Genomic DNA, 13,518 nt, shown 5'->3' with positions numbered 1-13,518 from the left:
TCGGCTCCCGCCCGCGTGACGATGTGCGGACGTGATCGGAAAAGGGGAGTTCTGATGATCGAGACGGGCGGAACCGGGCGGCTGTGGCTGATCTCGGGTCCCGGCAGCAGCTACGCGGTGCATCTGACCGAGCGCGACGAGCTGCTCCACCTGCACTGGGGCGCCCGGATCCGGCTCGCCGACGCCGAGGCGCTGGCCGCGGAACCGCTCCCGGAGGAGCGGCCCTTCGAGTCCGGGCTCGACGGTCACGAGGAGTACCCCGTCGAGGGCGGCCCGCGCTTCGTCCGGCCCGCGCTGTCGGTCCGTGACACCACGGCGCGCGGCACCGAATGGTGCTTCGAGGAGGCCGAGACCGAGGACGACGAGCTGCGGCTGCACTTCCACGACTCCGTCCACCATCTCGACCTGACGCTGCACTACCGGGTCCGCGAAGGCTCCGACGTCGTCGAGCGCTGGACCACCGTCACCCACGTGGCCAACGGCCACACCGGCCCCGTCGAGCTGCTGCGCGCCGACTCCGCCGCCTGGACCCTGCCGGAACGCGACGGATGGCGGCTGTCGCACCTGCACGGCCGCTGGGCGGCCGAGACACGGCTGGCCCGGACCGGACTCACCGCGGGCGAGAAGGTGATCGGCAGCCGGCGCGGCCACACCGGCCACCACCACCTGCCGTGGATCGGCCTCGACGCCGGCGACGCGGGCGAGGAGCACGGCGAGGTGTGGACCGCGGCCCTGGCCTGGTCGGGATCCTGGCGCATCGCCGTGCAGCAGTTGCCCGACGGCCGCGTGCAGGCCGTCGGCGGCGCCGGGCACGACGACGCGGGACTGCTGTTGCTGGAGCCGGGGGAGTCCTTCACCACCCCGGTCTTCGCCGGGCTCTACACCGACGGCGGCTTCGGCGCCGCCAGCCGCGCCTGGCACGCCCACCAGCTGGCCCACGTGATCCCGGACGCCGGGCAGCCGCGGCCGGTGCTCTACAACTCGTGGGAGGCGACCGGCTTCGACGTCGGCGAGGAGCAGCAGCGCGAACTCGCCCGCCGCGCCGCGGCGATGGGCGTCGAGCTCTTCGTCGTCGACGACGGCTGGTTCGGCGCCAGAACCAGCGACCGCGCGGGACTGGGCGACTGGACCGCCAACCCCGACCGGTTCCCGAACGGACTCAAGCCGCTCGCCGACGATGTGCATGCCCTCGGCATGCGGTTCGGCATCTGGGTGGAACCGGAGATGGTCAACGCCGACAGCGACCTGTACCGCGCACACCCGGACTGGGTGCAGCACCACAGCGGACGGCGGCGCACCGAGTTCCGCAACCAGCTCATCCTCAACCTCGCCCGCGAGGACGTGCGCGAGTACCTGTGGGAGCAGTTGGACGCGCTGCTGCACAGCGCCCCCGTCGACTACGTGAAGTGGGACTTCAACCGGTGCTTCACCGACGCCGGATGGCCCGGCGAGCCGTACCCGCAGCGGCTGTGGGTCGACCATGTGCGCGGGCTGTACGGGCTGCTGGACCGGCTGCGGGCCGCGCACCCCGGCGTCGCCTTCGAATCCTGCTCGGGCGGCGGCGGCCGGGTGGACCTCGGGATCCTCTCCCGCACCGACCAGGTGTGGACCTCGGACAACACCGACCCGCTGGACCGGCTGCCGATCCAGTACGGATTCAGCCAGCTGCACCCCGCCCGGGTGATGGCCGCCTGGGTCACCGACAGCCCCGGTACCATGCTCAACCACCGTGTCAGCAGCCTGCGCTTCCGCTTCGTGAGCGCGATGGCCGGCGTGCTCGGCGTCGGCGGCGATCTGACCGCGTGGAGCGCTCCGGAACTGGCCGAGGCCCGGGACTGGGTCGCGCTCTACAAGGAGATCCGACCCGTCGTGCAGTACGGCGACCTGTACCGGCTGCGCCCGCCCGGCGACGGCGGGCTCAGCGCCGTGCAGTACGTACACGGCGACGAGACCGTCGTGCTCGCCTGGCTGCACGCCCAGTCCTTCGGCGAGCCGCAGCCGCCGCTGCGGCTGCGCGGCCTCGACCCGGCGGCCGAGTACCGGGATCCCGCCACCGGAACCGTTCACCGAGGCGCGGTGCTGGCCACCCGCGGACTGCGGTCCGGGCTGGTCGGCGACCTGGACGCGGCAGTATTCCGACTGCGCCGCATTTGACCTCGTGTTGTACATCACGCCAAGTCAACCCCCGGTTACGGTGGCGTAGGTCACTTCCGGAAGGGAAGTATGGGCTGACGTGGCTGACGATTCGAAAACAAACAACAATGGCGCGATCGGGTCGTACACCGCGGTGGGGGACAGCTTCACCGAGGGCGTCGGCGACCCTGGTCCGGACGGTACGTTCGTCGGCTGGGCGGACCGCCTGGCCGTTCAACTCGCCGATCGGCGCCCCGAACACGATTTCCGCTATGCCAACCTCGCCGTGCGCGGCCGGCTGCTCGACCAGATCGTGGCCGAGCAGGTACCGCGCGCCAAGGAGCTCGCACCGGAGCTGGTGACCTTCTGCGCGGGCGGCAACGACATCCTCCGGCCGGGCAGCGACCCGGACGACGTGGCCGAGCGACTGGAGGCGGCCGTCGCCGACCTCGCCTCCTCGGTCGGCACGGTGCTGATCTGCACCGGCTTCGACACCCGTGACGTCCCGGTCCTGCGCCATCTGCGCGGCAAGATCGCCACGTACACGGCGCACGTCCGGTCGATCGCGGACCGCAATGACTGCCAGGTGCTCGACCTGTGGTCGCTGCGCTCGGTGCAGGACCGGCGGGCGTGGAGCAGCGATCGGCTGCACCTGTCGCCGGAGGGGCACACCCGCGTCGCGCTGCGCGCGGCACAGGTACTCGGCCTCGACGTGTGCGCGGACCCCGAGCAGGTCTGGGAGCCGGAGCCGGTGCGGGCCCCGGGCGAGGTACGGCGCGACAACATCCACTGGGCCCGCGAGCACCTGGTGCCGTGGATCGGCCGCCGGCTGCGCGGCGAATCCTCCGGTGACCACGTCGAGCCCAAGCGCCCGGACCTGCTGCCGCTGTAGGCATCGGGTGAAGTAGCGGGCCGACGGTAGAAGGGGTCGGTCAGGGGTGGCGGCGGGCGGGGGCACAGGGCAGTTCGGCCCAGACCACGCGCCCCTCGCCGTCCTCGGCCGGCCCCACTCCCCAGGACTGCGCGAGGACGCTGACGAGCAGCAGCCCGCGCCCGCACTCCTCGTCGACATCGGCGGTGCGGGTGCGCGGCTCCGTCGGCCCGTGACCCTGGTCGGTGACCTCCAGGCGCAGCACCCGGCCGAGGGCCAGCAGTGAACAGGTGATCTTCTCGCTGTCGGTGTGGCGGACGGCGTTGGTGAACAGCTCGGTCACCACCAGCCCCGCGTCATCGGTGACTTCGAGATCCACGCCCCAGTCGCGCAGACGTGCGCGGACCCGTCCGCGCGCGTCCGCCACGGAGGCGTTCTGCGCGGGAAGCCGGAAGACGTCATGGCGGCCGGGATGGGTCGGGCCGTCAGGACGCGCTACCCGGAGAGCGTCATGGGAAGCAGCCACTCCGCAACTATGAGGGTCGCGCCGAACACATGGCAAGGTCCGATCTGTAAATTACACAATCGCCTGTACGGTCTGTTCGCTCCACTGACGGCATGGCACACTGCGTACCACCGAGGGAAGTTGGAGGAGGAGGCTTGTGGCGGAAGCACGGCCGGGAGGCGCCCCGACCGTACTGCGGGTGGTGCTCGGCAAACGGCTCCAGGACCTGCGGGAGAAGGCGGGCCTCTCCTACGAGCAGGCCGGTCTGGCTCTCGATGTCACTCATGCCACGATCCGCAGGATGGAGAAGGCCGAGGTCGGCCTCAAACTGCCCTACGTCGAGAAGCTCCTGCTGACCTATGGGGTGACTTCTCCCGCCGAGGTCAGCGGCTTCCTCGCGCTCGCTCGCGAGGCGAACCGGCCCGGCTGGTGGCACCGCTTCCGTGACGTCCTGCCGGAGTGGTTCAGCGCCTTCGTCAGCCTGGAGGGCGAAGCCAGCATCATCCGCGCCTACGAGCCGCACTACGTACCCGGCCTCCTGCAGACCGAGGACTACGCGCGCGCGGTGCTGTGGGCCGGCCTGCCGCACGCCTCCGTCGACGAGATCGACCGCCTGGTGGCACTGCGCCTGCAGCGCCAGGCCCTGCTCACGCGGGAGAAGGCGCCCCTGCTGTGGGTGGTGATGGACGAGACGGTGCTGCGCCGCCCCATCGGCGGCGTGGACGTCATGCGCGCCCAGATCGCGCACCTGGCCGACATCACCGAGCTGCCCAACGTCCGGCTCCAGGTGATGCCGTTCACGGCGGGCCCGCACTCGGCGATGTACGGGCCCTTCCACATCTTTCGGTTCGAGATCCAGGAACTCCCGGACATCGCCTACACGGAGAGCCTGATCGGCGGCGCGTACTTCGACGAACGCGACGACGTGTCGGCCTTCCTGGAGGCGCTGGACCGGATGTGCGCGCAGGCCGCGCCGGCACAGAGCACCAAGGCCATCCTCGGTGGCATTCGCAAGGAGATCTGACCCATGGGTCGCATATACAACGGCATGCCCGCGAAAGACCTCGGTCACGAGGGCTGGCGCAAGCCGTGGAGCGGCGGCAACGGCGGAAGCTGCGTCGAGGCCAAGAAACTGAACGACGGCCGGGTGGCGCTGCGCCAGTCTACCGACCCCGACGGCCCGGCGCTGATCTACACCGATCTTGAGATCTCCACGTTCATCCAGGGCGCGAAGGCCGGCGAAGCGGACTTCCTGCTGTGACTGCCGTGACCGTGATGAGTAGCGCCGCCGCTGTCGCGGCCGAGCGAACAGAACCGAACCGGAGGACGGCGTGACCGAGCAGGGATTCCCCGCCGAGGCGATAGACACGGGCCGGCCGCACCCCGCCCGCATGTACGACTTCTACCTGGGGGGCTGGGACAACTACGAGGTCGACCGGGAGGCGGCGCAGCGCGTCATCGATGCCGTACCCGACATCCTCCCCAGCGCCCGCGCCAACCGCGACTTCCTCCGGCGGGCCGTCGGTTTCCTGGTGGACAACGGCATCCGCCAGATCATCGACATCGGCACCGGCATCCCCACGTCGCCGAACACCCACGAGGTCGCGCAGGGCGTCTGCCCCGATGTCCGGGTCGCCTACGTCGACAACGACCCCATCGTCGCGACCCACGCGGGAGCCCGGCTGACCGGTTCCGGGAACACCGGCTTCTTCCTGGGCGATGTGCGCGAGCCGCGCGGCATCCTGGACCATCCGACCATCAGTGAGCTGATCGACTTCGACCAGCCGGTCGCCGTGCTCCTCGTCGCCGTACTGCACTTCATCACCGACGTGGAGGACCCGGCCGGCATCGTCGCAACGCTGCGCGACGCGCTGCCCGACGGCAGCTACCTGGTGCTGTCGCACGCCACGGCCGACTTCCACGGCGGCAGCTTCCCCGAGGTCAGCAAGATCTACAACAAGGCCACTGCGACCATGAACGTCCGTGCACACAAGGAGATCGAGCCGTTCTTCGACGGCTTCACCCTCTTGGAACCGGGCCTGGTGCAGGTGCCGGTGTGGCGCCCGGACGCTCCGCTCCCGGAGCCGTCGGAGCTGCGCAGGATCGGCTTCTACGGCGGGGTTGGCCGCAAGGGCTGAGCGGGCACGAGGCTCAGGGCGGGCACGGGGTTCCGAGTGGGCACGGGGGTCCGCGTGGGCACGGGGTTCAGGGCGGGCATGGGGGTCAGGGCGGGCCGTTCGGCGGGGATCCGCTCCAGCACGCCGCCCGCGAAGGTGTCGTACAGCGGCAGCGACTCCAGATGGACATAGCCGATGTGGCACTCGCAGACGACGAGCGGGCACGCCCGCGGCCGCAGGGCCCCGCGGTACGAGCCGTCGTAGAGATTGCCCAACTCGGCGGGGACGAAGTGGCAGCGGCGGACGGTGCCCTCGCCGTCCACCGAGATCACCGACTCCCCGGTGCGGCAGGGCAGTCCCGCGCTGCGGTGCGGGTGGCGGCTGTAGGGGAAGAGCGGGTCGACGGCCGTCCACGCGTCCGCGTCTGCGTCGGTGTACGTGTGCCCCTCGGCCGCGTTGATCCAGAGGTAGACATGGTCGGGAAGGTCGGCGCGCAGCCGCCGGGCCTCCGCGAGATGGCCGGGGAGGCCGACGACGCCCACGCTGTACCGGACCGAACGATCCGCCAGCTCCTGGCACTTGGCGAGGAACCGGTCGTACGGCGTCTGGCCGGGGTGGTACGTGCACCACAGGGCGAGGGTGCCGGGGTCGGCGTCCTGGAGCCAGTCGGTACGGCAGCTGAGGTTGGTCTGGATCGCCACCCGGCGGATGTGCGGCAGATGGCTCAGCTCCGCGAGGGTGCGCCGGTACCAGGAGCGCACCAGGCCCTCGCCCCAGGGTGTGAAGAGCAGCGACAACCGGTCGCCGGTCTGTTCCGCCGCCCAGCCGGCGAAGCGCTCCAGAGCGGCGCGGTCGGCGCGCAACTGCTCGCGGCTGTCGCGGCGCTTGGCGAACGGGCAGTAGGGGCAGTCGTAGTCGCAGCTCGCGAGCGGGCCGCGGTAGAGGATCGACAGGTCCATCGAGGGTTGCGGGGCCTGTGAGAGGTTCGAGTGGTCTGGGGGAGTGCTCATTTCGCGTCGTACCCGGCCATGAGGGTGCGGACCTTGTCGGAGAAGAGGGCGGGGCCGACCGCGTCGGAGTGCGCCAGCCCCTCGGCGGACAGCCGCAGCCGCTCGGGGGCGGCAGCCCCGTCGAGCCATCCGGCGGCGGCGAACCGGTCCAGTTCGACGGGGAAGTCCTGCTCTGGGCGCGTGCCGAACCGTGCCAGGTAGCCGTCCACCGGCATGCCCTCGGCCTGCAGCAGCGACTGCAGCAGATGGCGGCGGCGGGTGTCGTCCGCGTCCATCGGGCGGCCGTACTCGGCGAAGGCGAACTCCTGGGCGGGACGGGCGGTGTAGTCGTCGATGATCGAGCGGATCCTGCTCATGCCGACCGCGTAGTCGAACGAGTAGTGCAGCGCGGAGGTGTACGAGCGGGCGCCGCAGCCGAGGCCGATCATCCCGTCGGTCTGGCACGCGTAGTCCTCCCCGCCGGTGGCGGGTGCGTCCGCGCGGCGGAACATGCGCATCGACACCTGTTCGTACCCCTGCGCCAGGAGATGGTCACGGCCGGATCGATACAGGCGCAGCCGCTGCTCGTCCCATGCCGCATCCGCCTGCCCGTCTTCCGTGCCGGTGTCACCGCCGAGGCGGCCGAGGCCGGTCAGCGGGCGCACATAGAGCGGGTAGAGGTACAGCTCCTCGGGCCGCCAGGCGAGGGCGGCGTCCAGGGACCGCTGCCAACTGCGCTCGGTCTGGCCGTCGATGCCGTAGATGAGGTCGATGTTGAGGACGGGGATGCGGGCGTCGCGGATCCGGGACAGGGCGACCTCGACGTCGGCGCGCCGCTGCGGGCGGACCGCGGCGCGCGCTTCGGAGTCGTCGAAGCTCTGTATGCCGAGGCTGAGGCGGGTCGTGCCGCGGTCCGCGAGGACCGCCAGCCGGTCGGCGGTCGCCGTGGCCGGCGACGCCTCGACCGACAGCGGAACGGCCTGCAGATCGGCGCCCATGCGCAGTTCGGCGATGTCGCAGAGCCGATCCAACTCGGCGGCGTCCAGGAACGTCGGCGTGCCGCCGCCGAAGGCCGCCGCCGCGAAGCGCGGTTCGCCCCCGGCCGCGTCGAGCGCCGCGCGGACCGCGCCGGCCTGGCGCTCCAAGGCGTCGAGATAGGCGGTGGTCAGCCCCTCAGGGGCGCCGATCCGGGTGAACAGGTTGCAGAAGCCGCAGCGCACCTCGCAGAACGGTATGTGCGCGTAGAGGGAGAGCGCGCCCACCGGTTCGCCGGCCCACAGGTCGCGCAGCGCCGGGCGGGGTTCCAGCCTGCGGTACGCGGTCTTGTGCGGGTAGGCGTAGACGTAGCTCTCGTAGGGCCGGCCGCCGGTGGCGGCCGCCGGGTCGATCGTCGTGGTGCTCATGGTCGGCGTGCTCATCGCTGTGCCTCGGCCTCAAGGAAGAAGTGGGCGTAGGGGACGGTCCAGACGGCCTCATGACCGAGCCGGTGGCCGGTGAAGCCGTCGTCGCCGTACGTGGTGCCATGGTCGGAGCAGACGATCGCGAAGCAGCGGCGGCGGCTGCTCGCCGCCGCGAACAGCCGGCCGATGTGCCGGTCCACGTACTCCAGCGCGGCGGCGTGCGTCTCGCGGGAGTCGCCCGCCTCTCGGGTGGCGCCGGGCAGATGGAACCAGTTGGGCTGGTGCAGTGCCGAGACGTTCACGAAGAGGAAGAGCCGCTGCTCGTCGGGAAGGCCGGCGACGACCTGCTCGGCGCGGGCGATCTGCGCTTCGAAGGAGGTGGGGGAGGGCACGCCGAACTCCGGCTCCCAGTGGCTCTCCTGGAACATCCCCGGCAGCACGGAGCCGAGCGGCGCCTGCTTGTTGAAGAAGCCGACGCCGCCGACGCACACCGTCCGGTACCCGGCGGCCGCGAGGCCCGACACCAGGTCAGGCGTGTCGAACACGTAGGTGCCGTCCGCCGTGGTCTCACTGCCCGCGAAGCGGGCGGCGAAGAGCCGCGGATGCGGTCCCGGAGTGGCCGGAGTCGGCAGGAATCCGGCGAAGATGGCCTGGTGGGAGGCGTAGGTGAAGCTTCCCGGTGCATGCCGCCGCTCCCAGCCGCCGGCGGGCAGATGGGCGGCGAGATGCGGGATCCGGCCCTCGGTCGCCAGCTCCTGGGCCACGTCGTAGCGCAGCGTGTCCAGGGTGACGAGCAGCAGGTCGTGGCTGCCCACGATCTCGTTCATCTCAAGCGGCGGCTGCGACACGGTGGCGCTCCCTGCGTAGTACGGCGGCCACCTGGGCGGCGTAGGTGTCCTGTTCCTCCGCGCCGCTGCCGGGCAGGCCCGTCAGCCGGGGCAGCAGGTCTCCGAAGGCGTTGACCTCGCCGACCGCGAAGCGCCGCCACCCGGTACCGGGCAGCAGGTCGACCCCGACGCAGAGTGTTCCCTGGAAGCAGGCCGCGGCCCGCTCGCAGATGTCCGTCACCGACTTCCACCCGAGTCCGGCGGCCTCGATGGCGGCGCGGCCCGCCGCGAGATCCCCACGGGCGCCGCCGAGATGGAGATTGGTCATCGGGGAGCGGCTGGTGCGGACCACCGCGTGGGTCGCCCTGCCGTCCACCACGACGACCCGCAGATCGGCGGCCCGGCCGGCCTGCGCGGCCTTGGGCAGCCAGCGCTCCACGTGCAGGCCGTCGCCGGCCAGCGCGTCCACCAGCGCCGCGACCTCGTGCTCGTCCTCATAGCGGCGAACGCGCAGCGAGTTGAACAGCCGTCCGTCGGCGGCCCTTTCCACCGACGTCGTCGCCCTGAGCCGGCCGGGCCCGCCGAACTCCAGGGCGATCACGCCCGACGCCGACGAGCCGTGCGCGGGCTTGACGAAGGCACGCGGCATCCGCGCCGCGCGCAACTGCTCTTTGAGGTCGTCCCAGCCGAGCACGGGCGCGGTGAGCGCCGGCGGTACCGGAACGCCGGCCGCCAGCAGGCGGGCGTGACAGAGCCGCTTGTCGAACAGCACGGCGACGTCGTCGGGTTCGTCGAGCAGCGCGGCGCCCGCGTCCGCCGCGGCCCGCGCCACCTCCCGCACCGCTTGGGTGAACCGCCGGTACCAGACGGCGCTGCCCTCGACACGGGTCGGATCGGCGCCGCCGCGCAGCGCCCGGTCGACTTCGGGATCCTCGCCGGGGGAGTCCACGCGCACGATCTCGCCCGGCGCGAACCCGTATGCCCCGCGCAGCACATCGCGCCAGGCCACGATCCGGGGCGCGGGAAGTCCGGAGGCGAGCACTGCGTCGGCGAACATCGTCACGCGGCGGTTGTCGGGATTGCCCACGACGGCGAAGCGGACGTCGGAGCTACTCGGAGACGGCGACATAGCGCCACTCCTCGTCCTCGTCGTCCGGGCTCTCCTGTTCGGAGACGTCGACCGTCACTCCGGCGGCGCCCAGTTCGCTGCTGATCCGCTCCATGACCGCGTCGGTCAGATAGTGGTGACTCAGGTCGAGACGGGTGAGGTGGGTCAGCGGCTGTCCGCCGAGCAGGGCGGCGGCGCCTTCGTCACTGAGCACGCCCATGGAGAGATCGAGCGAGGTGAGTTGGGCGACGACCGGGGCGGCGGCCACGGCCGCGGCGATCTCGTCCTGCAGCTCGCTGTTCTGCAGACCGAGGTGGCGCAGGGCCGGGAAACGGCCACCGGCCAGGATCGGGGTGAGGTCGGCGACCGTGGAGTCCCCGCCGTACTCCTCGACGCCCAGCCACAGCTCCAGGTGCTCCAGGGCGGGGAGCTCGCTCGCGGCGACGGCGCGCACGACGCTCCCCGGCAGCCCGCCGGACTCGAACCGCAGGACGCGCAGCGCGGAGTGCCGCACCGGGGACAGGACCAGGGCGTCGTCCCCGGTGTTGCCGCCGCGCACCGCCAACTCCTCCAGCAGCGGGAAGGCCTGCAGGACGGGGGTGATGTCGGCCATCCGCAGCCAGGAGATCTCGCAGGACTCGCCGTCCACATCGGCGAGGAACAGCGCCCGCAGGGCGGGCAGCCGGGCCGCGTCGGCGGAGATCAGCTCCACCACCGGGCTCAGGCTCGTGTAGTCGTTCTCCCACCAGGAACCGATCACCAGGGCGGTGACGCGCTCGGTGTCAACCACGTCCAGGAAGCCGCGCCACAGGTCGGGAAAGGCCACGCCACCGTCGTAGGTGCACTCCAGCCGCCAGGCGACGCAGTCGGCGGCCGGCAGCCCGGACACGGTGCCGGCCGGCTGCGTCAGGACGTGGACCGGCAGGCCCGCGAAGGTGTCCGTCATTCCGCCACCGCCGTGAAGCGGTGTTCGACACCGTCATTGGTCCATGGCCGGGCCGGTTCCGACAGGTCGACCTCGACCCCGGACGGCTCCAGCGCGTCGCGCAGTCGCTGGGCGATCGGGTCGCTGAGGAAGTGGTGGTGCAGGTCGAGCCAGTGCAGGTGGGTGAGCGGCTGGCCCTCCAGCAGCGCGGTCGCGCCGACATCGGTGAGTACGCCCAGAGACAGGTCCAGGGAGGTGAGCCGGGCCACCACCGGCGCCGTGGCGACGGCGGCGGCGATCTCGTCCTGGATCTCGCTGTTGCGCAGGCCCAGGTGGTGCAGGGCGGGGAAGCTGCCGCCGGCCAGTATCGGGGCAAGATCGGCGACGCCGGCGGTGCCGCTGTACTCCTCGACACCGAGCCACAGTTCCAGATACTCCAGCGCGGGCAACTCGCTCGCCGCGACGCCGCGGACGACCTCGGCGGGCAGGCCGCCGGCCTCGAACGTCAGGGTGCGCAGGTGCTCGTGGCGCACGGCCGGGAAGAGCAGACCGGTGCCGCCGCGGGCGCCGAACTCCCGCAACTCCGGATAGGCCGCCAGGACGGGGGTGACATCGGACTGCTCGATCCAGGAGATCTCGGCCTGCTCCTGCTCCAGGTCGCCGATGAACACGGCTTCCAGGGCGGTCAGCCGGTCCTTGGCGTCCACGAGGTCCTCGACGATCCCGGTGGAGTCGTCCTCGTAGGCCTCGCCCCACTGTCCGATGATGATCGCCCGCACCCGCGAGGGGTCGACGGTCTCCAGGAACCGGTCCCAGACATCCCCGAACTCCTCGTCGGAGTCGTCGTCGTAGGGATCCGCGGCGAGCCGCCAGGCGACGGCGTCCGGCGCGGGCAACTCGTCCTTGCTGTCCGGCCCGGGGAAGTCGAAGGCAGGGAGGCCGTGCAACTCCTGCAGATGCTCTACGGCTGACATGACGCGGGTCTCCTGACACGGGCGGGCGGGCCTGACGGCTGGTCTGTACGGCGCAGGTGCGGGGCTGATCGGCGTGACCGAACCGCACGACCGCCGCATGACCGATCTGGGAAAAGTTCTACCAAGCCGCACTGACAACGCGGACGGCGGGCGTTGTCAGACCCCGGGCGTAGCTTCTGGACATCGGCCTCCGCAGGGTGCGGACGGCGGAGGGGAGCGTGCTGTGTACCGGCAGGGGGACGTGTTGATCATTCCGTTGGAGGCGGCGGAACTGCCCGGCGGGATGGAGGCGTTGGAGCGCCAGCCGCGGGACGGACGGGGCCGGTTGGTGCTCGCGCTCGGCGAGGTGACCGGACATGCGCACGCGGTCGTCGGGCCCGGCACCCTGGTCCGCGAGCCCGGCCCGTTCGGCGACGCGTTCCTCCATCTCCCGGACGGCGGGCGGGTGGTGCACGAGGAGCACGCGGCCATACCCCTGCCCAAGGGCTGGTTCCGGGTGGTGCGCCAGCGCGAGTACGTGCCGGGCGCCGTGCGCGTCGTGGCGGACTGACGGCGCGCGGCAGCGCCGCGCGGCCGTGGGGGAAGTGCAAGTGATCGAGGACGAGGGGCGGGGACGGACGGAATGACGACGGCACTGGAGACAGCGGCGCGTTGGCGCGCGATCGCGGCGGAGACCGGGGCGGCGGACCGCGCCGCGGCGGAGGCGGGGATACAGCTCGCGTACTGGCAGGCCGGACTCCCGGCACCGGAGCGCGTTGTGTGGACCGGCTCACCGCTGGAGGGCGCCGCGACCGCGATGCGGCTGGCGGCGGAGGGCGGCACGGGGCGCAGCGTCCGGGACGCGGTGCGTACCCGGCCGTGGGCGGCGGAACGGCAGCGCAGGCACGCGGCGCTCGGCCCCGCGGGCTGGGCCGAGCGGTGGGCGCTGACCGGCGGCCAGCTGTGGGACTCGACGGCTTCGCTCGCCGACCGGATCCGCGCGGGGGTCGTCGAGGCGCTCACCGAGGAGCCGGCGGACGCGGCCGCAGTGCGGCTGGTGCTGCTGGACGCGGTGCTCGGGCAGCAGGACGCGGCCTGGCTGGCCGCCTTCGACGTGGAGGCCGGGACGCTCGAAGGCGTCTCGGCGGTGGCCCGCTCCGCCGGGTGGTGGTGGCCGTACGAGCGGGTCGTGGTGATAGCCGAGCGGCCGGTGGAACTGCACCGGGACGAGGCGGGCCGGCTGGACCGGGGCGACGGGCCCGCGCTCGCCTTCCCCGACGGCTTCGCCCTGCACGCCTGGCGCGGTATGCCGGTGCCGGCCGAGTTCCTCGCGGGCCTCGCGGACCTCACTCCGGACCGGATACGGACCGAGGAGAACGCCGAGCTGCGCCGCGTGATGCTGGAGTACTACGGCTACGACCGCTATCTGGCGGAGTCCGGTGCCAGGCCGGTGGCCCGCGACGCGGCAGGGATCCTGTGGCGTATCGAGCTGGATGACGACGAGGCGGTGGTGATGGTCGAGGTGGTCAATTCCACCCCGGAGCCGGACGGCACCCACCGGACGTACTGGCTGCGGGTCCCGCCACGGACCAGGACCGCCCGGGAGGGTGTCGCCTGGACCTTCGGGCTGGACGCGGAGACCTATCTGCCGGAGCGGCAGACCTGAGGTGATTTGCCTCTCAGGCAAAAC

The 13,518-nt window shown here is 71.9% G+C and carries 14 protein-coding genes; 7 read left to right on the top strand and 7 right to left on the bottom strand.

The features are described 5' to 3' along the window. Positions 1-54 precede the first annotated feature (54 nt). Complete coding sequence (locus AC07DC_RS05775; RefSeq protein WP_478912119.1) at positions 55-2,154, top strand: alpha-galactosidase; 2,100 nt, start codon at positions 55-57, stop codon at positions 2,152-2,154. Positions 2,155-2,233: 79 nt separating this feature from the next. Further along, positions 2,234-3,025, top strand: a complete 792-nt coding sequence (locus tag AC07DC_RS05770; RefSeq protein ID WP_478912118.1) for an SGNH/GDSL hydrolase family protein — start codon at positions 2,234-2,236, stop codon at positions 3,023-3,025. 40 nt (positions 3,026-3,065) lie between these two features. On the opposite strand, the gene AC07DC_RS05765 is transcribed toward AC07DC_RS05770, so the two are convergent. Beyond that, complete coding sequence (locus tag AC07DC_RS05765; RefSeq protein WP_478912116.1) at positions 3,066-3,530, bottom strand: ATP-binding protein; 465 nt, start codon at positions 3,528-3,530, stop codon at positions 3,066-3,068. Between the two features lie 136 nt (positions 3,531-3,666). Here AC07DC_RS05765 and AC07DC_RS05760 point away from each other — a divergent pair, with 136 nt between their 5' ends. The 3 genes from AC07DC_RS05760 to AC07DC_RS05750 all read left to right on the top strand — a co-directional run bounded on the left by AC07DC_RS05760 (position 3,667) and on the right by AC07DC_RS05750 (position 5,647). Then, positions 3,667-4,533 carry a helix-turn-helix domain-containing protein gene (locus AC07DC_RS05760; protein WP_478912114.1) on the top strand — a complete coding sequence of 289 codons (867 nt, stop codon included), beginning with the start codon at positions 3,667-3,669 and terminating at the stop codon, positions 4,531-4,533. Positions 4,534-4,536: 3 nt separating this feature from the next. After that, a complete protein-coding gene (locus AC07DC_RS05755; RefSeq protein ID WP_250978521.1) occupies positions 4,537-4,770 on the top strand; it encodes a DUF397 domain-containing protein in 234 nt (77 codons plus the stop codon). A 70-nt stretch (positions 4,771-4,840) separates the two neighbouring features. Then, positions 4,841-5,647, top strand: a complete 807-nt coding sequence (locus AC07DC_RS05750) for an SAM-dependent methyltransferase (protein ID WP_478912112.1) — start codon at positions 4,841-4,843, stop codon at positions 5,645-5,647. On the opposite strand, the gene AC07DC_RS05745 is transcribed toward AC07DC_RS05750, so the two are convergent. Genes AC07DC_RS05745 through AC07DC_RS05720 form a run of 6 tightly spaced genes read right to left on the bottom strand, consistent with a single transcriptional unit; the run spans position 5,620 to position 11,849 of the window. Then, a complete protein-coding gene (locus AC07DC_RS05745; RefSeq protein ID WP_478912624.1) occupies positions 5,620-6,585 on the bottom strand; it encodes an STM4011 family radical SAM protein in 966 nt (321 codons plus the stop codon). The genes AC07DC_RS05750 and AC07DC_RS05745 overlap by 28 nt on opposite strands. Positions 6,586-6,632: 47 nt before the next feature. Continuing rightward, positions 6,633-8,018, bottom strand: a complete 1,386-nt coding sequence (locus AC07DC_RS05740; RefSeq protein ID WP_478912110.1) for an STM4012 family radical SAM protein — start codon at positions 8,016-8,018, stop codon at positions 6,633-6,635. 11 nt (positions 8,019-8,029) lie between these two features. Beyond that, the gene (locus AC07DC_RS05735) at positions 8,030-8,842 is read right to left on the bottom strand and encodes an STM4013/SEN3800 family hydrolase (protein WP_478912622.1); all 813 of its coding nucleotides are present in this window, start codon (positions 8,840-8,842) and stop codon (positions 8,030-8,032) included. Between the two features lies 1 nt (position 8,843). Continuing rightward, positions 8,844-9,971 (bottom strand): STM4014 family protein, encoded by a 1,128-nt coding sequence (locus AC07DC_RS05730; protein ID WP_478912108.1) that lies wholly within the window; start codon positions 9,969-9,971, stop codon positions 8,844-8,846. Further along, positions 9,952-10,896, bottom strand: coding sequence for an STM4015 family protein (locus tag AC07DC_RS05725; RefSeq protein ID WP_478912107.1), 945 nt, complete (start codon positions 10,894-10,896; stop codon positions 9,952-9,954). The genes AC07DC_RS05730 and AC07DC_RS05725 overlap by 20 nt, the downstream gene beginning before the upstream one ends. Continuing rightward, a complete protein-coding gene (locus tag AC07DC_RS05720) occupies positions 10,893-11,849 on the bottom strand; it encodes an STM4015 family protein (protein ID WP_478912105.1) in 957 nt (318 codons plus the stop codon). The genes AC07DC_RS05725 and AC07DC_RS05720 overlap by 4 nt, the downstream gene beginning before the upstream one ends. Positions 11,850-12,072: 223 nt before the next feature. Between AC07DC_RS05720 and AC07DC_RS05715 the strand changes: the two genes are divergently transcribed. Next, on the top strand, positions 12,073-12,399 hold the full coding sequence (locus AC07DC_RS05715; RefSeq protein ID WP_478912103.1) for a hypothetical protein: 327 nt from the start codon (positions 12,073-12,075) through the stop codon (positions 12,397-12,399). A gap of 72 nt (positions 12,400-12,471) precedes the next feature. Then, on the top strand, positions 12,472-13,494 hold the full coding sequence (locus AC07DC_RS05710) for a DUF6745 domain-containing protein (RefSeq protein WP_478912101.1): 1,023 nt from the start codon (positions 12,472-12,474) through the stop codon (positions 13,492-13,494). Positions 13,495-13,518 lie beyond the last annotated feature (24 nt).

Source organism: Streptomyces sp. NPDC045021 (assembly GCF_056432645.1).
The sequence above is the reverse complement of the archived record's forward strand: the minus strand, read 5'-3'. Positions and strand labels throughout refer to the sequence as shown.